General features: G+C 66.5%; 21 protein-coding genes and 1 pseudogene. 8 read left to right on the forward strand and 14 right to left on the reverse strand.

Annotated features, from left to right (window positions below; genetic code table 11):
* Nucleotides 1-42: 42 nt before the first annotated feature.
* Nucleotides 43-1,362, forward strand: a pseudogene (locus L1080_RS24610) (alpha-amylase family glycosyl hydrolase); the annotation flags it as partial.
* 119 nt (nt 1,363-1,481) lie between these two features.
* Here the strand turns inward: L1080_RS24610 and L1080_RS24615 are convergent.
* The 3 genes from L1080_RS24615 to L1080_RS24625 form a co-directional block, all read right to left on the reverse strand.
* Complete coding sequence (locus L1080_RS24615; protein ID WP_250766108.1) at nt 1,482-1,853, reverse strand: hypothetical protein; 372 nt, start codon at nt 1,851-1,853, stop codon at nt 1,482-1,484.
* Between the two features lie 71 nt (nt 1,854-1,924).
* Nucleotides 1,925-2,644: a GAF and ANTAR domain-containing protein gene (locus L1080_RS24620; RefSeq protein ID WP_250766111.1), complete on the reverse strand. Its 720-nt coding sequence runs from the start codon at nt 2,642-2,644 to the stop codon at nt 1,925-1,927.
* A 48-nt stretch (nt 2,645-2,692) separates the two neighbouring features.
* A complete protein-coding gene (locus L1080_RS24625) occupies nt 2,693-4,129 on the reverse strand; it encodes an HNH endonuclease (protein ID WP_250766114.1) in 1,437 nt (478 codons plus the stop codon).
* Nucleotides 4,130-4,359: 230 nt separating this feature from the next.
* Between L1080_RS24625 and L1080_RS24630 the strand changes: the two genes are divergently transcribed.
* The 3 genes from L1080_RS24630 to L1080_RS24640 are packed head-to-tail and all read left to right on the forward strand — an operon-like array spanning nt 4,360 to nt 6,035.
* Nucleotides 4,360-4,929 (forward strand): DUF6230 family protein, encoded by a 570-nt coding sequence (locus L1080_RS24630; RefSeq protein ID WP_250766117.1) that lies wholly within the window; start codon nt 4,360-4,362, stop codon nt 4,927-4,929.
* Nucleotides 4,923-5,363, forward strand: a complete 441-nt coding sequence (locus tag L1080_RS24635) for a DUF6114 domain-containing protein (RefSeq protein WP_250766120.1) — start codon at nt 4,923-4,925, stop codon at nt 5,361-5,363. Before L1080_RS24630 ends, L1080_RS24635 begins: the two co-directional genes overlap by 7 nt.
* Nucleotides 5,364-5,387: 24 nt before the next feature.
* Entirely contained in the window at nt 5,388-6,035 is a 648-nt protein-coding gene (locus tag L1080_RS24640; protein ID WP_250766122.1) for a nucleoside/nucleotide kinase family protein, read from the forward strand.
* Between the two features lie 9 nt (nt 6,036-6,044).
* On the opposite strand, the gene L1080_RS24645 is transcribed toward L1080_RS24640, so the two are convergent.
* Nucleotides 6,045-6,431 carry a nuclear transport factor 2 family protein gene (locus L1080_RS24645; RefSeq protein ID WP_159918660.1) on the reverse strand — a complete coding sequence of 129 codons (387 nt, stop codon included), beginning with the start codon at nt 6,429-6,431 and terminating at the stop codon, nt 6,045-6,047.
* A complete protein-coding gene (locus L1080_RS24650) occupies nt 6,431-7,375 on the reverse strand; it encodes a tyrosine-protein phosphatase (RefSeq protein WP_250766124.1) in 945 nt (314 codons plus the stop codon). The genes L1080_RS24645 and L1080_RS24650 overlap by 1 nt, the downstream gene beginning before the upstream one ends.
* 225 nt (nt 7,376-7,600) lie before the next feature.
* On the opposite strand from L1080_RS24650, the gene L1080_RS24655 reads away from it, so the two are divergent.
* Both L1080_RS24655 and L1080_RS24660 read left to right on the forward strand, forming a co-directional pair.
* Entirely contained in the window at nt 7,601-8,377 is a 777-nt protein-coding gene (locus L1080_RS24655) for an SDR family oxidoreductase (protein WP_159918658.1), read from the forward strand.
* A gap of 44 nt (nt 8,378-8,421) precedes the next feature.
* Nucleotides 8,422-9,213 carry an SDR family NAD(P)-dependent oxidoreductase gene (locus tag L1080_RS24660; RefSeq protein ID WP_250766126.1) on the forward strand — a complete coding sequence of 264 codons (792 nt, stop codon included), beginning with the start codon at nt 8,422-8,424 and terminating at the stop codon, nt 9,211-9,213.
* A gap of 42 nt (nt 9,214-9,255) precedes the next feature.
* On the opposite strand, the gene L1080_RS24665 is transcribed toward L1080_RS24660, so the two are convergent.
* The 5 genes from L1080_RS24665 to L1080_RS24685 all read right to left on the reverse strand — a co-directional run bounded on the left by L1080_RS24665 (nt 9,256) and on the right by L1080_RS24685 (nt 13,438).
* On the reverse strand, nt 9,256-10,086 hold the full coding sequence (locus L1080_RS24665) for a mycofactocin-coupled SDR family oxidoreductase (RefSeq protein WP_250766128.1): 831 nt from the start codon (nt 10,084-10,086) through the stop codon (nt 9,256-9,258).
* The gene (locus L1080_RS24670; RefSeq protein ID WP_250766130.1) at nt 10,086-10,895 is read right to left on the reverse strand and encodes a mycofactocin-coupled SDR family oxidoreductase; all 810 of its coding nucleotides are present in this window, start codon (nt 10,893-10,895) and stop codon (nt 10,086-10,088) included. The genes L1080_RS24665 and L1080_RS24670 overlap by 1 nt, the downstream gene beginning before the upstream one ends.
* Nucleotides 10,896-10,909: 14 nt before the next feature.
* Nucleotides 10,910-11,164, reverse strand: a complete 255-nt coding sequence (locus L1080_RS24675) for a hypothetical protein (RefSeq protein ID WP_109325756.1) — start codon at nt 11,162-11,164, stop codon at nt 10,910-10,912.
* Complete coding sequence (locus L1080_RS24680) at nt 11,165-12,832, reverse strand: FAD-binding protein (protein ID WP_250766131.1); 1,668 nt, start codon at nt 12,830-12,832, stop codon at nt 11,165-11,167.
* Nucleotides 12,833-12,925: 93 nt separating this feature from the next.
* Nucleotides 12,926-13,438: a flavin reductase family protein gene (locus tag L1080_RS24685; protein ID WP_250766134.1), complete on the reverse strand. Its 513-nt coding sequence runs from the start codon at nt 13,436-13,438 to the stop codon at nt 12,926-12,928.
* Between the two features lie 133 nt (nt 13,439-13,571).
* On the opposite strand from L1080_RS24685, the gene L1080_RS24690 reads away from it, so the two are divergent.
* The gene (locus L1080_RS24690) at nt 13,572-14,300 is read left to right on the forward strand and encodes a PadR family transcriptional regulator (RefSeq protein ID WP_250766137.1); all 729 of its coding nucleotides are present in this window, start codon (nt 13,572-13,574) and stop codon (nt 14,298-14,300) included.
* 6 nt (nt 14,301-14,306) lie between these two features.
* On the opposite strand, the gene L1080_RS24695 is transcribed toward L1080_RS24690, so the two are convergent.
* The 4 genes from L1080_RS24695 to L1080_RS24710 are packed head-to-tail and all read right to left on the reverse strand — an operon-like array spanning nt 14,307 to nt 17,524.
* A complete protein-coding gene (locus L1080_RS24695; RefSeq protein WP_250766140.1) occupies nt 14,307-15,035 on the reverse strand; it encodes a tyrosine-protein phosphatase in 729 nt (242 codons plus the stop codon).
* Nucleotides 15,032-15,853, reverse strand: a complete 822-nt coding sequence (phnE, locus tag L1080_RS24700; protein ID WP_250766143.1) for a phosphonate ABC transporter, permease protein PhnE — start codon at nt 15,851-15,853, stop codon at nt 15,032-15,034. The genes L1080_RS24695 and phnE overlap by 4 nt, the downstream gene beginning before the upstream one ends.
* A gap of 1 nt (nt 15,854) precedes the next feature.
* Entirely contained in the window at nt 15,855-16,640 is a 786-nt protein-coding gene (gene phnC, locus L1080_RS24705; protein WP_213574978.1) for a phosphonate ABC transporter ATP-binding protein, read from the reverse strand.
* A complete protein-coding gene (locus tag L1080_RS24710) occupies nt 16,637-17,524 on the reverse strand; it encodes a phosphate/phosphite/phosphonate ABC transporter substrate-binding protein (RefSeq protein WP_250766146.1) in 888 nt (295 codons plus the stop codon). Before L1080_RS24710 ends, phnC begins: the two co-directional genes overlap by 4 nt.
* A 160-nt stretch (nt 17,525-17,684) precedes the next feature.
* Here L1080_RS24710 and L1080_RS24715 point away from each other — a divergent pair, with 160 nt between their 5' ends.
* Nucleotides 17,685-18,440: a GntR family transcriptional regulator gene (locus tag L1080_RS24715; protein WP_250766148.1), complete on the forward strand. Its 756-nt coding sequence runs from the start codon at nt 17,685-17,687 to the stop codon at nt 18,438-18,440.
* The last annotated feature ends 6 nt before the right edge of the window (nt 18,441-18,446 follow it).

Raw genomic sequence — 18,446 nt, forward strand, 5'->3', positions numbered from 1 at the left:
GTACGCCATCATTTCCGTCCGACCAACCACCGAAGGGCGCTCATGCTGCTTCGTCCGGGCTCCGCCTATCCCCTGGGGGCGACGTACGACGGGTCGGGCACGAACTTCGCCCTGTTCAGTGAAGTCGCCGAACGAGTGGAGTTGTGCCTGTTCGACACCGCAGGCACCGAAACGAGGATCGAACTTGTCGAGTTGGACGGCTTCATCTGGCATGCCTTCCTCCCGGGCATCGAACCCGGCCAGCGCTACGGGTACCGCGTGCACGGGCCCTTCGATCCGGGCGCGGGAGCCCGGTGCAACCCGAACAAGCTTCTTCTCGACCCCTACGCCAAGGCGATCGACGGGCGGTTCGACTGGAATCAGTCACTGTTCGGCTACGACTTCGGCTTCCCCGACAGCCGGAACGACGAAGACTCCGCAGCGCACATGCCGAAATCTGTGGTGATCAACCCCTTCTTCGATTGGGGCACCGATCGCCCTCCACGGCATGCCTACGCGGACACCGTCCTCTATGAGGCCCACGTCAAAGGGCTCACAGCGCTGCAGCCGGCCGTACCGGAGGAAATGAGAGGCAGCTACGCGGCCCTCGGACACCCGGCCGTCCTAGGACATCTTCGCAGTCTCGGGGTGACCGCGCTCGAGCTGATGCCGGTCCACCACTTCGCCGACGACGCGCTTCTGCAGGAGCGCGGATTGTCCAACTACTGGGGATACAACACCATCGGCTTCTTCGCGCCGGACGCCAAGTACGCGATGAGCAGATCACCTGCAGGCCAGGTCCAGGAATTCAAGGCGATGGTCCGGGCCGTCCACCAGGCGGGGATCGAGGTCATCCTCGACGTCGTCTACAACCACACCGCCGAAGGCAATCACCTCGGTCCGACCCCTCCTGCTGTCGCAAGGTGTGCCCATGCTCAGCCACGGTGACGAACTGGGCCGCACCCAACACGGCAACAACAACGCCTACTGCCAGGACAACGCGATCACCTGGGTCGACTGGGCCGCCACCGACGAGGACCTCCTCGCGTTCACCCGGCGGCTCGCGCAGCTACGCACCCAGCACCCAGTGTTCCGCCGGAGACGGTTCTTCGAAGGCCGCCCCGTGCAACGACGGGGCGACAACCTCCCCGACATCGCCTGGCTGCGCCCGGACGGAAGCGAGATGACCGAGCAGGACTGGCTCGTCGACTTCGGTCGTGCCGTAGGAATCTTTCTCAACGGCAACGCTATTCCCGACACCGACGACTACGGGTTACCCGTCACCGACGACTCGTGCTGTACCTCAGCGCTCATCACGACGGCATTACCTTTCCCCTGCCGTCGATCGAGTACGGAAAGTCCTGGGAGCTCGTCGTCGACACCCGACTGCCCGAGGCCGAACAGCCGAAGGCGATATTCCTCGCCGGAGCCGACATCGAGGTCGGGCCACGCGCACTGTTACTGCTCAGGCGAATCGACTGAACCGACCCGCACTGTCGGTCCTACCTCGCCAACCGGAAACCTCCGACCTGATTGCCGTTGATGTACGTGGCGCCGGTGTAGGAGCCGTCCCCGTTGGCCACCATCGTGTCAGTGAGGAATCCGAGACCCGAGGGGCCGTAATCGATGACGGTTCTGCCCGCCGCATCTTCGTAGTAGTTGCCGCTCAGACCACTGAGGCCGAACACGAAGTTGTTGGTGACCGTGCCGTTCCGGAAGGTCTTGCCCTTCCAGATCAGTCCGCCTCCAGGCGCGTCGGTGGTTCCCTGATAGGTCCCGTCCGGGACAGGTTCCGCGGCAGCGTTACCCGCTCCGACGAGGATGATGCCGGACGACAGTGCGGCCGCGGCGATGCCTGCTGCGAACTTGCGCATAATTTCTCCTGAGCGTGTAGGGACCCGACTCGACGGACCGCTTACCCACCTTCGGCGCCCCACACACAAGGTCATCCGCGCTCACCACGAGGCTCCTCGGGAGGAAATGTCACACGAGCGGCAATGATGTCTTCCGCAAGCGCGGTGATCCTGCGCTCCTCGGCGAAGGCCATCGCCCGCAGCCGGGAGATCGCATCAGCTGGCGAGATACGTAGCTGGCCCGCCATCATGCCCGCCGCGACGTGCACATTGCCGTGGGGGAACAACGCCGGATCTGTCCAGACCGACGGGTAGCGAGTGGGGTCGAGCTCCTCGAGCACGGTCGGACCGAGCATCGCGGCGCAGTCCTCGGCCGCGCGGTACTGGGCACCGTCGAGCGTCCGGGGCTTGTCGCTATACAGCTCGAGGACACCGACTCGTCCCCCGTTCCACAGTCCGAGAGGAAAGGCGTAGATGCCGCGGACCCCGAGCGCGACCAGCTCCGGCGCGAACGCCGGCCACCGCGCGGATTCGGCCAGATCGGCCATATCGGCGTGAAGCTCGGGCCTGTGGGAGCGGTACGCGGCGAGGCACGGCCCCTCGCCGAGGGTGAACTGCAATTCGTCGATGCTCTCGGCGGTCGAGTCGGTGGCGTACACCAGGTCACGAGTGGTGTCACCGGCGAACACGGCGACTGCCGACCCATCCACGCCTACCGTGTCGAGGCACCCCTCGCACAATGCGCGGGTGCGGCCGAGCAGCATCAGCGCAGGATCGTCATTGCGATGAGCTGGATCCTCTCCGTGCGTCATTTCTCCAGCGTGCCCCGGCACACTGTCGGGCAAACGCCCTACCTCCCATCAGGCCGACTCGTCGTACGCGACGGGCAGGTCCCCGGCCATCGGGTCGACGACGTCCGACATCGGTATCGGTATCGGGAGAGCCGGTGCGGCAGACTTGTAGCGGTGCCCGGTCGGGGTGAGGAAGTCGTACGCGTGTACCTCCCCTTGCCGCCGCTTCGGCGTGGCCGCATGCCAGCCGGCGGCCTGCTTCGCGTAATTGCACGCCGCACACAATCCTGCCCCGTTCTCGAGTGTCGTCGGCCCGCCCTTGTGCCACGACCTGATGTGGTCGTGGTGCCGGATCGGCGCATCACACCAGGGCGTGCGGCACGTGCGGTCGCGCAGGTCGATCATGCGCGCCAGTCCCACTGGGAACTTCCGCGCCTGCGACTCCACCGCGGTCAGCGACCCCGACTCCGGGCACGCGTACACCCTCCGCAGCAACATCATTGGCTCGGCAGACGGAGCTGCGCCCGTGGTCTCCCGACCTCCGGCTGCTTCACGACCCCCAGTCTCGTGACCTCCGACTGCCTCGCCACCTCCTCTCTTGCCGACCCATTCCCGCGCTAGTGCGGCCGGCACGGGGCCGTACCCCTGCAGGTGCGCCGGCTCGGACCCGCCGGCGAGCAGGGTGTGATCGGACATCACCAGATTTACCGTGACCGCACATCCTGAAGCGGCCCCGGCGCCGGTGACCCGTTCGAAGAGCAGGTCCGCCATGATCTGACCCCGACTCCGCCCGTCCCCGGCTGCAATCAGCGCGGCTGCGTCCCGCGACAACGTCGTCTGCACCGCGACACCCTGCTTTACCGGCAACAAGGCGCTCACATACGCCATCGTGTCCGGTGCCGGACGGCAGGAGACCCGCCGATCGGATTCCGCCCGCCGGGCACGGCGCACCACCGCTGCCGCGTCCACCTCTGCGGCCCATGCTCGGGCCTTGGCCGCGACCGCACGGTCCCCGAGGCCGTCCAAGGTGGCCGGGTCTTCACACAATCGGCGGTCCAAGACTGTCCGGTCTTCCCGGGACAGGCAGGCTGTCTCCTTGACGAGCAACGTCGCTCGCCATTCACTGAGCAGTCCGCGTTCGAGCAACTGCAGAGTGAAGGGCATTTCGTGTACCAACGCCGTCGCCATGCCCAGGTGCCGGTTCCCTCGCCAAGGTGAGTCCCGTCGCGCGAGTCCCACCTGCGCCGCGATTCCCCGACCGCGCTGCGACACAGGGATTTTCGCCGACCCGGCCGCTTCCTGTTGCGAGGAAGCGAAATCGGCGGTAACCCGAGCTTGAGCCCCCGCACAGGCCGCTTTCAATTCTTCCAACGCCCGCAGTAGATCGACCCGCACACCGTCGTCACAGTGGCGCTCGACGACGCGCAAGCGGTCCACCACCGCGCGCACGTCAGCGACACCGACCGTCCCGGCATCGCGTGCATCAACTGAATCCCCACCCGACATCGAACCCCCCAATTCGAACGTATGTTCTACCTTAGCCCCCTCATCGATCCCACCGCAAGCCCCGTCGACTTTGCGGCACGATTTGCCAACTGTTAGCCTTGCGCCCGCGGTTGAGCATGCAGCCCCGGGACGGAGCCCGCTCCCTTCCCACGCCGGCCAGCTCACTCAGGAGATTGATGACCGCCACCATGCCCAATTCCGCTTGCGCGTCCCAGAGTTGCCGGTAACGAATGGGAGCGCTGCGTAAGGGACGCTTCGCCGCGATCGTGTCCGGCGGGTTGCTTGCCGCCACGATCCTCGGTGCCGGGATAGCCGGCGGACAACTACCCATGAACGTCGCGCTGTCGGGTCAGAGGTTCGTCGGGACGATGTCGGCAGTGGAGGGCGAGAGCATCACCGTCTTTCCTCGCCAGGTCGAAACGAAGGCAGGGCAGTTGACCACGGTCGCGATCCTGATCGAGTCCGCTCGACTGACCGACGTGTGCCTCTCGACGGTCGCACACGGCCTGCCCCTGTTCGGGGACGTCACGATGTTCCTGCGGGTCCCGGGTGACGGCACGACAGCACGCGACCTCGTCGCCGATGCGTCCGTCCTCGGTGGTTCGATCGGAATCTCGAACGTCGAGATGGGCGCCGATGTTTCGGCCACCGGCGACGTGCAGGGTGTGGTCACGTCGGGGATGGTGGCCGCGGAATCGTCGATGACGGGCGCCCGCCTGGAAGGAGTGTCCCTCACGGCGACTTCACTGTCGTTGCGCGACTTCACGATTACCTCCGAGATGGGTGTGAGAAGTTGCTGACAGCTGAACCACCGCTCACCCGAAGGGAACGCTTCCGGCATTGGCGCGGCATGCGCCCGTTCGGGGGCGCGGTCATGCTCACTGTCTCCGCTGCGTTCCTCCTGCTTCCCGCCTACACCACCGTCGAGGTCGGTGATCTTCTGATCTCGATCAGCACCATCTCGGGAGTGTCCACGCTTTTCCTCGGTGCCTCCATGCTGTTGTGCGCCGGTTCGGTGCTGGTGCGGCCGAAGACGCGGGTCACGGCAGGTGGAGGTGCGATGCTCCTCGCTCTCGTCGCGCTTCCGGCCGCCAATTTCGGCGGCTTCGGCGTCGGGACGCTCATGGGTGTTTTGGGTGCCGCCGCCACCCTCGCCTGGACGGATCGTTCCGGCGCGCCCCCGGCTGAGACAGCCGCACCACGGAGACCGCCGACTACTCTCACCGCAGACTGACCGGCACGATCAGACGGGCGCACCATGGACAACCACGCGGTCACGGGTTCCGCCGACCCCCACGAGCTGGCCCAGCGTGTGCTCGGACTTCGGGTGCCGGGGCAGCGCCTGATCGTCGGGGTGACGGGACCACCCGGCACCGGGAAATCGACGTTGGTCACCGAGGTAACGGCGGCCCTGCCGAGGCGGGTTCGGACGGTGGTGGTCCCGATGGACGGTTTCCACCTCAGCAACACCGCGCTGCGCGCGCTGGGGTCGGTGGATCGCAAAGGTGCCGTCGACACCTTCGACGATGCCGGGTTCGCCGTTCTGCTGGAGCGGCTGCGCAGCCGCGACGAGGACGTCGTCTATGCGCCCGACTTCGACCACGCCTTCGGCGATCCGGTGGCTGCCTCGATCGCAGTGCCGCGCGCCGTCGATGTGGTGTTCACCGAAGGCAACTATCTGCTCGCCGCTTCAGGTGCCTGGCCGCGCGCGCGTTCGGTGATGGACGAGGTCTGGTATCTCGAGACCCCACGCGAGCTCAGGTTGGCGCGTCTGATCGATCGGCACCGCGCGGCAGGTAAATCGGGTCCCGCGGCCCACGCCTGGGCTCACGGCACCGACGAGATCAACGCGTCGATGGTGGCCGAAACGCGCGGGTGCGCGGACCTGATCATCTACAACAGGTGACGGACATGCTCAGAGCTCGGTCATGTCCGACGGCGACCAGTACGCCCGCATGCTGGTGATGGCTCCGCGGTCGTCGAAGGTCATGACGTCGATGGGTTCGATGGCATAAGCCTTACCGTCGATTTCTGTGATGACCCGGAAATGGAAAGCCGCATTGTTGCCGCTCACCCGGACCGTCAGCAGTTCAGTCTTGCAGTCGACGCCGTCGAGAGCGCTGTAGAAGGCTTCGATCGCTTCGCGCCCCACCCGGACCTCGCCGCCCACTGGGTCTTCGAGGGTGGCGTCCTCCGCATACAGTGCGGCGATGGTGCGGGACGGGCCCGAGGACACGGCGTCGAGGTAGTTCGTGACGGCGGTCCGGATAACGTCGGCGGTGAGTAGTTCCTGATGTGTCATCAGTTGTTTCCGTTTCTCGGTTGCGGCGCCGGTGCGGTGATCAGTTTGTGCCGCAACGTTTCGATGGTTCCTCGGCTCAGTCCCAGTCCCTCGGTGAGGTAGCGGTCGACTGTGCCGTACTTCTCGGCGAGCCGGCCGAGCCCCGCCTCGAGATAGCTGCGGTCGACCCCCAGCAGAGGCTTATAGATCTGCGCGACGGCCTCGCCTCGAGAAGCCACGATGTGGTCGTACGTCACCTTCATCGACGCGGCCGTGTACTCGTTGGTCAGCAGGTAGTCGTCGAAGATGGTGCCCTCGGGCACTCCCGCAATGGACAGCAACAGCGCTGACGCCCAACCGGTGCGGTCCTTGCCTGCCGTGCAGTGGAACAGCTGGGGCCCTGCCGTGCGGGCCATTTCGGTCAGCAGCTGGGCGAATCCCGCTCGGGTGGCCGCGTCGTCGACGAAGCTGCGGTTCATATCCTGCATGAACGCTACCGCATCGGCGGGTGACTTCAATTGCGCCACTGCGGCGCCCAGATCGCCCGAGAGAATGGGGATGCCGAGGTAGCGCGGTCCGGCAGGGAGCCTGTCCGGCTTCGCAGCGACCTCTTCGACCGTGCGGACGTCGTAGATGGCGGTCAGGCCGAGGCCGGTGAGCACGGCGAGATCCTGGTCGTTGGGCACGAGCGCGTTCGAGCGGTAGAACACACCCCTCGTGACGTGGTCGCCCTCCGCGGTGGCGTACCCCTGCCCGGTTCCGCCGACGTCCCGGAAGTTGTCGACCGACGCCAGACGCGGTGTTTCGACGACGGGTCGTGCATTGCCCAGGGAACCGAAATCGGGGAGGCTGATTCCCGGTGGTGAGAGCGGCTGCGCTGACACGGCCGCGGGACCACCGAGGCCGGTGAACAGGACGCCACCGGTGATCAGCACAGCGGCGGTGGATTTTGCACTTCGAGACATGAACAGCCTTTCGTCGGAATGTCGCGAGATCCGCTTCCGTCCGGCTTGCGCGGAACGTCAGCGGGTAATCCACATCACAGTGCCCCGGCGTTTCCCGTGGCTACGAGTTATTCCGATGACCGGGAGAACCCGTTCCCCGGGCGGAGACGCCCGCAGCAGACTCGGGCCATCGGCACCGGCGTGCCGACGAACGAAATTTGTCACGAGACGAGGATGTGAGCTGAGATGACCGAGATCCCACAGCAGGTAGCGGGGAAGGTCGTGATCGTCTCCGGAGCGTCGCGCGGGCTCGGTGCCGCGTTCGCCACCCGGATCATCGACGAGGGCGGGAGCGTGGTGGTGGCGGACGTCCTCGATGACGAGGGACGCGCCACCGTCGACAAGCTGGGCGCACGCGCCCGATACGCCCATCTCGATGTCACCGACCGTCAGCAGTGGCAGGACGCGGTCGACCTGACGGTCAGCGAGTTCGGCCGGGTCGACGGTCTCGTCAACAACGCAGGCATTTCGGCCGGGCAGTACATCGAACACGAGACGGCCGAGAACTTCCGCCGTGTCCTCGACATCAACCTCACCGGTGTCTTCAACGGCATCCAGGCCGTGATTGCACCGATGCGGGCGGCCGGGGGCGGATCCATCGTCAACATCTCCTCCGCAGCGGGCCTCATGGGCTTGGCTCTCACGGCCGGATACGGCGCCTCCAAGTGGGGCGTCCGTGGACTGACCAAGATCGCGGCGGTCGAACTGGGCACCGACAAGATCCGAGTCAACTCGGTTCACCCCGGTATGACGTACACACCGATGACCGCCGACCTCGGAATACAGCAGGGCGACGGCAACTATCCCAACACCCCGATGGCGCGAGTGGGCGTACCCGAGGAGATCGCCGGCGCCGTCAGCTTCCTCCTGTCAGACTCTGCCGCCTACGTCACCGGCGCGGAACTGGCGGTCGACGGCGGTTGGACCGCGGGACCGACAGTGAAATATGTGATGGGTCAATAACTTCTACCAATCAGCACCATCCGATCACACCGAGGAGTATCGACATGAATCGTTTCGCAGAGCGCCGGGTGCTGGTGACGGGCGCCGCCTCCGGCATCGGGCAGGCCACAGTCCTCCGCCTGCTCGAGGAAGGCGGCACCGTCGTGGCCGCCGACGTCTCCGACGACGGCCTGAAGCGCACCTGGGCGCTGGCCGAGGCGAAGGGCACCGCCGGGCGTCTCGACACCACGACCATCGATATCGGCGACGAGACGTCTGTGATCGACGGCGTGCGTGAGAGCATCGACAAGCTCGGCGGGCTGGACGTACTCGTGAACGCGGCAGGAATTCTCCGTGCCTCGCACACCCAAGACACCTCCCTCGACCTGTGGAACCAGGTGATCGGCATCAACCTCACCGGCACGTTCCTCGTGGTCCGCGAATGCCTGCCCGCGCTGCTGCGGTGCGAGCGCAGTGTGGTCGTGAACTTCAGCTCCACCTCCGCCGCGTTCGCCCATCCCTACATGGCGGCGTATGCGGCGAGCAAGGGCGGAATCCAGTCGTTCACCCATGCGTTGTCGCTCGAATACGGCAAGCAGGGCCTGCGCGCGGTCAGCGTCGCACCCGGCAGCATCAAAACCGGAATCACCGACGCCACAGCCGGTTATGTGCCCGCAGATGCCGATTGGGGCCTGTTTTCCAAGCTCTCCCCCATCCTGCCCACCACCCTCGAATCCGGCGGCGCCGCGATGGGGGGACCAGAACAGGTTGCCGGGGTCATCGCCATGCTCGCCTCCGACGACGGTGCCTTCATCACCGGCACGGAGATCCGCATCGACGGCGGTACGCACGCCTGAGCGCCGACCTTACGGAACGGCGGTTCGGCGCGGGCAGCTCAGTTATCGACTGACGCTGCCCGCGTCGACCGGCAGGGCCACGGACGTGATGTACCGCGCCTCGTCCGAGGCCAGGAACAGAGCGGCGTTGGCGACGTCGACGGGTTCGATCCACGGGATCGGCAGCATGTTCATCGTCGCTGCGGCCGCGGCGAACTCCTCACGAGTGGGATGCTCGAGGTCGGGCCGGAACACCCTCCGCACCATGTCGTTCTGAATCATGTCCGTGTCGACATTGGTGGGGTGCACGCTGTTGACCCGAACCCGGTGCGGCGCGAGCTCCTTGGCCAGCGAGCGCATCAATCCCACGACACCGTGCTTTGCGGCGGTGTAGTGCGCGACTCCGACCAGGCCCCGCAGGCCCGCAATGGAACTGGTGATAATCATCGCACCACCGCCGCGCTCGATCAGATGCGGCGCCGCAGCCTTGCAGGTCTGCCAGACGCCGGTCAGGTTGACGTCCAGCATGGTCTGCCAGGTTTCGGTGGTGAGGTCCAGCGCGGCACCCGAGGACGTGATACCCGCTGTGGCGCAGACGGAGTCCAGCCCGCCCAGCTCGGCGGTGGCCGCCGCGACGGTCTCGGTGAGAGCCGCTCCGTCGCGCACGTCCACCCGCGCGGTCACGATTCTGCGGCCGGTGTCCCGCACCAGCTTTGCGGTGACCTCGAGGTCCTCGGGACTCGCCGGGGGTGTCACCACCGTGTCCACCGGTCCGCACAGGTCGACGGCGATGACGTCGGCGCCCTCCTGGGCGAACCGCAGTGCCTGCGCCCGCCCGATTCCCCGGGCGGCCCCGGTCACCAGAACGACGGTGTCTTCTACACGACCTGTCATCACGACACTTTCTGGGTGAGTCCGGCATCGACCACGAGTTGGGTGCCGGTGATGTATCGGGATTCGTCCGACGCGAGGAAGAGCAGCGCATTGCTGACGTCACGTGAGTCCAGCCACGGCACCGGAAGCAGGTGGTTGCGGGTCAGCACCGGAATCACGTCGTCCTCGGTGGGATTGTCGAGGTCGGGCCGAAGCCGGGACATCGTCGCCGGGTTCAATGTCATGCGGGTGCCGACCGCACCGGGGTGCAGCACGTTCACGCGGATGAAGCGGGGGCCGAGTTCGTTGGCGAGGGTCCGCGCCAGCCCGACCACCGCGGTCTTGGACGCCGAGTAGTGTGCGGCGCCGGCGACGGCCTTGATACCGGCCGTGGAACTGACCACGACGACGGAACCGCCGCCCTCGGGCATCGCCGGGACCGCGACCTTGACGGTGTTCCACACTCCGGTGAGGTTGACGTCGAGGGACCGATTCCAGACGTCGTCCGCGATGGTCCACGCTGGTCCCGGATTGTCGGCGATGCCGGCGTTCGCGACCACGACGTCGATGGCACCCAGCTCGGCGACACCGGCGTCGACCGCCTCCTGCAGGGCCGCCGGGTCGCGCACGTCGGCGTGTGCGACCACCACGCGTCGCCCGAGTTCGCCGACAAGTCGGGCAGTCTCCGCCAGACTCGCGGCCGGCTCGTCTCCGGGAAGGTCGACGGCGATGATGTCGGCGCCTTCCTCGGCGAGCCGGACCGCATGACTGCGTCCCATGCCGTTGCCGGCTCCGGTGATGAAGGCGGTCTTTCCTGCCATCCGCGCCATTCGTCCGCTTCCTCCTAGTCCAGGCGTCCGGGCGTCGGATAGCTGCGCAGCGACAGCCCTACCCGTCCGTCGTCCACGGCGTCGTCGATCGAGCCGCGCAGGGCCCCGCAAGTGGGGATGAACATCGAGTGCTCCCCTGCCGCAGCGAGTTGCGCGAACTCCGGGCAGGACCGTTCGGCGTCACCGAGCCATTGCACACTGGTGTGCGCTTCGCTGTACTTTTCGACGAGTACCGAATTTCCGCAGCGACGGCATTCGACGGGCAGCATTCAGCTCACCGCCCCGGCGGCGTGGCGCGCCCCGATCCACCCGAACACCATTGCGGGCCCGATCGTCGCACCCGCGCCGGCATAGTCGTTGCCCATCACCGATGCCGACGTGTTGCCGGTGGCATAGAGTCCCGGAATCGGGTTGCCGCCCCGGTTCAGTACCTGGCTGTGCTCGTTGCACACCAGACCGCCCTTGGTGCCGAGGTCACCCGCCTCCATTCGCACCGCGAAGTACGGAGCCTTCTCCACCTCGTCCAGCGTCGGATTGGGCAGACGCGGGTCTCCGTAGTAGCGGTCGTACGCGCTGTCGCCGCGCCCGAAGTCGGAATCGACTCCCGCGCGAGCGAACCCGTTGAACCTGTCGATCTCGGCCGCGAAGGCGCCGGCCGGAACACCCATCTTCTCCGCGAGCGCGGCGACAGAATCGGCCCGCAGCATCAGCCCCGTCTCGAACCACTCGGCCGGGAACTTCTGGCCGGGCATCACACCGCCGAACTGGTAGCGGCTCTTGGCCTTCGAGTCGAAGACGAACCAGACCGGGTCGTGCCTTCCGGCGATCTGGTCGTGGACGAACGACACGTAGGGCGACGCCTCGTTGGTGAAGCGTCGACCGTTCTGATCGACGATGAGTGACGGGGGAATCGAGCGCTCCGACACCAGGACGTGCATGATGCCGTCGGGACGCCGGAACGACGGCATCCACCAGGCGTCGTCCATCAAGTCGAGTGCGGCGCCCACCTGTTCCCCGGCCATGATCCCGTCACCGGTGTTGTCGGGTGAGCCTGCGCTGTAGTTGTCCTTGCCGCCTTCACGCAGGTATTTCTTCCGCAATTGCTCGTTCTGCTCGAAGCCTCCGGTCGCCAGCAGCACGCCGCGGCGGGCCCGGATTTTCAGCTCACGCTTCCCGGCGTCGACCACCGCACCGGTGACGGCGCCGGAGGCGTCCGTGACGAGGCTTTTCAGCGGGGAGTTGAGCCAGAGCGGAACGCCCGCCTCCTTCAGCGCGAGCCGCAAACGGCCCACGAGCGCCTGCCCCAGTGTTTCCATTCGCCTGCGCCGCACCATGGCGACGACCGAGCGCCAACCGACACCGAGCGCGGTTCTGCGTCCGGCCCACGTCCGGAAGAACATGTTGAGGTGACGGAACTCCGTCGACGTCATGTACAGGCCACCGGGCATCGCCAACGCGTTGGGACGTTGCAACTCGCGATCGGAACCAAGCAGGTTCATATCGAACGGCAGAGGCTCCACGGTACGACCCTCGGCGCGCCCACCCACGTTCTCGGGGTGGTAGTCGGAATAGTCTTTGCACCAGGAGAACCGGAGATGAGAACTCGCCTGTTCCAGGAACCGCATCATCGCCGGGCCCTGTTCGATGTAGGCCTCGAGGCGTGCGGGCGGGACGCTCTCGCCGACGATCGAGTCCAGGTACCGCCGGACCTCGCCTGGATCATCGGTCATACCCTCGCGGAGTAGAACCGGTGAGTTGGGAATCCACAGGGCTCCGCCCGAGAGGGCCGTCGAACCGCCGTACACCGAGGCCTTTTCGACGACGAGGGTGTCGAGTCCCCGTCCGGCACCGGCGAGCGCGGCAGTCATGCCACCCGCGCCGCTGCCGATCACCAGAAGATCGACTTCCCGGTCCCATTCCTGCTCGTCTACGCTCATCGTGCACACCTTCCGAAGTGGTCTCGATCACACTCTGCCGGTGTCGATTCCGCTTTCCCACAACTCTTCCCGCGGAGCGGGAGACGCATCCGTCTATCCGGCGAAGAGTCCGAGTCCGCCGCGGTAGACCAGCAGCGGCGGTGCATCACGCAACGCGCGCAGGCCGGTGACACGTGCGACGACGATCGTGTGATCGCCCGCATCGTGTTCGACTTCGACGGTGGCCTCCACCTGGGCGAGAGCGCCGTCCAGCGCGGGTGCACCGTTGTCGGCATACGACCATCCGACGTCGGCGAACTTGCCTCCCCCGCTGGTCGCGAAGGTTCGGCACACGTCGCGCTGGTCGTGGGCGAGCACATTGATGCAGACGCGTTCACTCGCTCGCAGGTGAGGCCAGCTCGTCGACGTGCGGGCCGGGCAGAACGACACGTACGGCGGTTCGAGCGACAACGAGACGAACGACTGGCACGTGAAACCGTGCGGGCTCGTGCCGTCGTGGGCAGTGACGACGGTGACGCCGGTGCAGAAGTGCCCGAGCACGGACTTGAAATCGGACGGCGCCAAGCCGCGGACGACCGGTGGTGCCGGTTCCTCGGTTCGTGTCATCGTGCCTCCTACCAGTACGAGTCGACAGAGTTCGACGGGTTGCCTCCAGCCTGGACGGCGCCGCCCTCCGCCGGAACGGTCCGTCCCACCCAGCGGCAGGCTTTCGTAGGTCGGTGGTTGATAGGCTCCGGACATGCCTTCGTCCGACCCCCCACAGAGCTCCGGTTTCGCCGGCCTTCGGTCGACGAGTTGGCCGGTGCTCGGCATCTTGTCGTTCGGCGAGGAGCTGTCCGGATACGACCTCAAGAAGTGGGCGTCGTACAGCGTGCGCTTCTTCTACTGGAGCCCGTCGTTCAGTCAGGTGTATTCGGAACTCAAGAAGCTCGAGGAGCTGGGATACGTCACGTCGCGGACCGTCGTCGACGACGAGTCGCGCGTGAAACCCAAGCGGCTGTACAAGATCACGGACACCGGTATGGCCGTTATCCGCAGCTGGGCGCGTGAGGCCCCCATCGATCCGCCGGTGCTCAAGCACGGTGTGATGCTCCGGATGTGGCTCGGCCATCTCACCGAACCCGATCATCTCAAAGAAGCTCTTCGCGAACACATCTCGTACGTGGAGGGCATGAGCCGACAGGCCGGCCTCGACGCCCGCGACTCCGAAGTCGAACCGACGTGGGCCTTCGCGCACATGGTCAACAAGTGGTCGGAGCGCTATTACGAAGCCGAGGGCGAACTCGCGAAACAGATGCTCGCCGACATCGACGAGGCCACCCGGAAGATCCGGGGCGAGGATGCCCCGGAGCACCCCGGTGTTCCCAAACCCACTGAAACACATGCCATCCGCAGATCCCGCGCCGCCCTGCAGGAGTACCAGGCTGCCATGAAGGCGGCGCGGGACGCAGACGAGGCGGAGGGCTGACCCAACTCAGCGTCGAGTGTTGTCGTCTTCGGTGAAACGAGCAGTCCAGCGTTCGAGGGCATCCTCGGTGGCTCCCCGTTGCAGGAGCCAGGTCCGCACTCCACCGGGTTCCGCGTCCCACGTGTCGAGAACACCCTGGATCGCCTCGGGAGGAGCGCCGACCAGGTCCCGCTTGGTGGGATGAACCCGCCCGAGTTCCGGCGCGAATCGGGTGATCCTGGCGAGCACCGCGTCCATGTGGTCGTTGGTCGCCGTGTAGTCGTCGACCACCTCCGCTGCGCCGACACCCGCAACACGCAGAAGCATTGCGACGGCGATGCCGGTCCGGTCTTTCCCAGCGGCACAGTGGAGGAGAATCGGGCCGGGTGCGGTGGCCGCCACGTCGAGTATCTCCGCCAGTTGTGTGCCGGCTCGGTCGAGCACCCTCAGGTAGAGATCGGCGAGACGGAAATTCGGGTCCGGCCGGGCGACCTCCCCGTCCGACATCAGCGCGATTCGGTGGACAAGGGTGTCGGCCGAGGCGAACGGATGCGCGCGTGTCGCCTGTTCCCGGGGACTGCGCAGATCGACGACGGTTCGCGCGGGCCACTCCGCCACGCCGGTCGGCGCTGTGTCGCCGTCGACCGGAAGTGCGCTGCGGTAGAGCACCCCGCTGCGGGTCTGCAGCCCGTCGGGGAGCGGTAAGCCACCGAGGTCACGCAGATTCGGTAGGACGGCGGTCTCGGCGACGGTCATGTGAGCTTCTTCCGTAGATGGGAGGCGACGCGATCGAGGGTAACCACCACCACGAGAACGACGAGAACGATGGTGAGGACACTGCCGTATTCGAAGAGGCGAAGCTGCTGCGTCAGTTCCATTCCGATACCGCCCGCACCGACGATACCGAGAAGGGAGGCAGCGCGGACATTCCCGTCGAGCATGAGCAGTGTGTAACTCGCGACGGTCGGTGTGCTCTGCGGCAGGAGGACCCAGCTGATGCGCTGCGCCCGGCTCGCCCCGGACGCCGCGGCAGCCTCCCACGCGCGCATGTCGGTCGTTTCGAAGATGTCGGCGAACAGACGTGCCATCCCGGCGGCGGAACCGATGATGATCGCCAGCGTTCCCGCGAGTGGGCCGAGCCCGACGGCCGAGACGAACAGCAACGCCCACATCAGCTCGGGAATAGCGCGCGTGAGGTTGATCGAGCCGCGGGCGGCGTGGTGAAGCCAGGCCTGGTCGAACACCGAACGCGCCGCGAGCAGCGCCCACGGTATGGCGAAGAGCACGCCGACCGCGGTTCCGATGACGGCGATCGCCAGGGTCTCCCCCATGAGGGCAATCGCGGTGGGGAGGATGGCGACGTCGGGCGGGAACATCCGTCCGACGAAATCGGCGATGTTCGGGATGCCGTCGAGCAGAGCGGCCACCGAGAATTCGGTGGCACCTGCCGCCCAGAGAAGGACGATCAACACGATGACCACCCCGGCCGCGGTCTGCCAGGACGGTCTCCGCAGAGCCGCCAGGTCGGCCGTGCTCTCGACTGCCTCCGGCTTCGGTTCGGTATCGAGTGTCATCTCACTGCACCCCCACGGGAGAACGAGCCGGATCGGCGTACAGGAGATCGAGGTCGGACGAGGACACGTCACCCACCGGTCGGTCGAACACCAGGCGGCCCGCACGAAGCCCGATCAGGCGGTCGGCGACATGCCTGGCCAGGTCGACGTCGTGCAGGTTCAGGACCGCGGTGAGCCGTTCGACGCGCGCGAGACGGACGATGTCGTCGACCACCCCGCGCGCGAGCACGGGATCGAGGTTCGCGACCGGTTCGTCCGCCAACAGCATGTCCGGCTGCTGGGCGAGGGCTCGCGCAATCGCGACCCGCTGCCGCTGTCCACCCGACAGTGCATCGGCGCGTTTACGCAACTGCTCACCGAGGCCGAGTCGCCGCACGCTCTCGACGGCGATCTCCCGGTCGCTCCGCCGAACGAAATGCAGGAGGCTGGGCAACACCGGTTGGTACGCGAGGCGCCCGATCAACGCGTTGGACAGCACCGTCGCGCGCTCGACGAGCTGAAACTCCTGGAACACCACACCGACCCGGGCATGTGCTCGACGCCTGGCCCGACCGCGCAGCGTGCCGCGGTCCTCGCCGTCGTGCAGAACGCGGCCGTCCGTCGGAATCTCCAGCCCCGCCAGGCAACGCATCAGCGTCGACTTCCCGGCGCCGCTGCGGCCGAGGACCGCCACGATCTCACCGGCGTGAACCCGCAGCGACACAGACTGGAGGGCGGTCGTACCGTCCGGATAGCGGTAGCTCACGGCGTCCGCCTCGAGTCGCGGAGACATAACGACGTCGCTCATTTCCGCGACAACTCCTCGAGATCCACGCCGAGCTCGCTGGCGGCGTCCCGGAAGAGGTCGAAATCGGCGGCGGTCGCTTTTTCGAAGCTGGTGGCCTTCACCACGCCGAGCGCCGCCGCATTGTCGCCGTCGACGAAGGAGTCGACGATGCCCTTTTCGAGGGCCGGATCGAGGTCCTTGCGGGCGATGATGACCAGCGACACCGGGATCGGGTCGGATTCGGCGACCACGCGCTGCGCCGAACCGTCAATGACGCCCTTGTCCACCATCGTCTGATACGACGATCGAGCATCGGCGGCGCAGTCGACCGAGCCCTGCTTCACCGCGAGTTGGGCGGTGTCGTGGCCACCCGCATAACTGCCCTCGATGTCGGTGTCCGGGTTGATGCCTGCCCGCTTCAGCAGGAGCTTCGGGATGTAGTTGCCGCTGGTCGATCCGGCGTCGACGAAGGCGATCTTGCGTCCCCTGAGATCGTCGATCGAGTCGATGCCGGTGTCGGTACGACACACGAACACCGAGGTGTACGCGGCGCCCTTGGCGACCACGAGAGGCGTGACACCGGCAACTGCCTCGGCCAGCGGTGTCGGGAAGGGGCTGAATGCTGCCACATCGATCAGTCCCGAACGCATCGCCTCCACGATCGACAGGTAGTCACTGGTGGGCTTGACCTCGACGGGCTTACCCGAACCGGTGGCGATCAAGTCGGTGATCGGCGCGAACTTCGCCTGCAGGTCGGCGTTGGCCTCGGAGGGCGGTAGGCCGACCTTCAGCACCGCGGGTGCACCGCCGTTCGCGGCCGAATCGCCGCACGCGGCGGTGCCACAAACGGTCAGAGCGCAGGTCGCTGCCACCAGGGCTCGGCGCAGTCTCGGGTTGTTGCTCACGGAAGGCCTCTCGAATCTGTCAATGGGGTGATCGAAGATTCATCTAGACAAGTAGACGTTCGCACCCATCGAGGTTTCGGGCAGATGAACCGTTTCCCAACAGATATATCGAGCCTCGCACCGATCTCCTCGACAGACCAGACTCATCTAGACTTCCGGCATGTCGAGCACTCTTCGTCGCAGCAAGGTCCCCCTCTACCGGCAGGTGCAGGAGGTGCTGGAGCGCCGGCTCGACGGCGGATTGCTCCGCCCGGGCGACAAGTTGCCACCTGAAACCGAACTTGCGGCCGAGCTCGGCGTCAACAGGCTCACGGTGCGCCAGGCCATCGGTGAACTCACCCGGGCAGGCCGCGTCGTCGCACGGCAGGGCGCCGGAACGTTCGTCGCGCAGCCGCCGCAACATTTTCCGATCGAGCTGACGCCCAGTTACATCAACGATCCGGACGGCATGAGCCACGCCTTCGCCGCGGTCGGGCGCCACGTCACCGAGTTCCTCGTCTCGAGTGAGGTGGTCCTCGGCGGCACCGCCCCCGAAGCCGAGGAGAATCTGCCCGGGTGCCGGCTCCGCCGCATCGACACTGTCCTCGCGGTGGACGGCGACCCCTGGTTCGTCAACGCGTACTGGTTGGACGACAAGCGCTTTCGCGGTATCACTCGCCTCCTCGGCGAGGGAACACCGATCTACTCGGTGTGGAATGACGCGTACGGAGTACGCCTTCGGGCCGCGTGGCGTTCGTTCGGAGCCGGCGCGGCCACGCCGCGGGTCGCGGAGCTGCTCGACATCCCCACCGGCGCCGCCGTCGTCCTACGCGACGGGCTGAATCTCGACGAGGACGGCAAGGCCACCGTCTACATCAACCGCGCGTGCCGCAGCGACCGAGTGCGGTTCGTGGCCAACTACGTCGCGGAAACATAAATCTGC

Source organism: Rhodococcus sp. MSC1_016 (genome assembly GCF_023667485.2).
Classification (GTDB): domain Bacteria; phylum Actinomycetota; class Actinomycetes; order Mycobacteriales; family Mycobacteriaceae; genus Rhodococcus_F; species Rhodococcus_F oxybenzonivorans.

What these genes read in the sequence shown, in the direction of transcription:
- L1080_RS24675 (WP_109325756.1), bottom strand. Translation starts at nt 11,164, where the DNA reads ATGCTGCCCGTCGAATGCCGTCGCTGCGGAAATTCGGTACTCGTCGAA.
- L1080_RS24660 (WP_250766126.1), top strand. Translation starts at nt 8,422, where the DNA reads ATGAATCGTTTCGCAGAGCGCCGGGTGCTGGTGACGGGCGCCGCCTCC.
- L1080_RS24645 (WP_159918660.1), bottom strand. Translation starts at nt 6,431, where the DNA reads ATGACACATCAGGAACTACTCACCGCCGACGTTATCCGGACCGCCGTC.
- L1080_RS24690 (WP_250766137.1), top strand. Translation starts at nt 13,572, where the DNA reads ATGCCTTCGTCCGACCCCCCACAGAGCTCCGGTTTCGCCGGCCTTCGG.
- L1080_RS24620 (WP_250766111.1), bottom strand. Translation starts at nt 2,644, where the DNA reads ATGACGCACGGAGAGGATCCAGCTCATCGCAATGACGATCCTGCGCTG.
- L1080_RS24625 (WP_250766114.1), bottom strand. Translation starts at nt 4,129, where the DNA reads ATGTCGGGTGGGGATTCAGTTGATGCACGCGATGCCGGGACGGTCGGT.
- phnC (WP_213574978.1), bottom strand. Translation starts at nt 16,640, where the DNA reads ATGAGCGACGTCGTTATGTCTCCGCGACTCGAGGCGGACGCCGTGAGC.
- L1080_RS24685 (WP_250766134.1), bottom strand. Translation starts at nt 13,438, where the DNA reads ATGACACGAACCGAGGAACCGGCACCACCGGTCGTCCGCGGCTTGGCG.
- L1080_RS24650 (WP_250766124.1), bottom strand. Translation starts at nt 7,375, where the DNA reads ATGTCTCGAAGTGCAAAATCCACCGCCGCTGTGCTGATCACCGGTGGC.
- L1080_RS24630 (WP_250766117.1), top strand. Translation starts at nt 4,360, where the DNA reads ATGGGAGCGCTGCGTAAGGGACGCTTCGCCGCGATCGTGTCCGGCGGG.
- L1080_RS24715 (WP_250766148.1), top strand. Translation starts at nt 17,685, where the DNA reads ATGTCGAGCACTCTTCGTCGCAGCAAGGTCCCCCTCTACCGGCAGGTG.
- L1080_RS24680 (WP_250766131.1), bottom strand. Translation starts at nt 12,832, where the DNA reads ATGAGCGTAGACGAGCAGGAATGGGACCGGGAAGTCGATCTTCTGGTG.
- L1080_RS24665 (WP_250766128.1), bottom strand. Translation starts at nt 10,086, where the DNA reads ATGACAGGTCGTGTAGAAGACACCGTCGTTCTGGTGACCGGGGCCGCC.
- L1080_RS24695 (WP_250766140.1), bottom strand. Translation starts at nt 15,035, where the DNA reads ATGACCGTCGCCGAGACCGCCGTCCTACCGAATCTGCGTGACCTCGGT.
- L1080_RS24670 (WP_250766130.1), bottom strand. Translation starts at nt 10,895, where the DNA reads ATGGCGCGGATGGCAGGAAAGACCGCCTTCATCACCGGAGCCGGCAAC.
- L1080_RS24655 (WP_159918658.1), top strand. Translation starts at nt 7,601, where the DNA reads ATGACCGAGATCCCACAGCAGGTAGCGGGGAAGGTCGTGATCGTCTCC.
- L1080_RS24640 (WP_250766122.1), top strand. Translation starts at nt 5,388, where the DNA reads ATGGACAACCACGCGGTCACGGGTTCCGCCGACCCCCACGAGCTGGCC.
- L1080_RS24615 (WP_250766108.1), bottom strand. Translation starts at nt 1,853, where the DNA reads ATGCGCAAGTTCGCAGCAGGCATCGCCGCGGCCGCACTGTCGTCCGGC.
- phnE (WP_250766143.1), bottom strand. Translation starts at nt 15,853, where the DNA reads ATGACACTCGATACCGAACCGAAGCCGGAGGCAGTCGAGAGCACGGCC.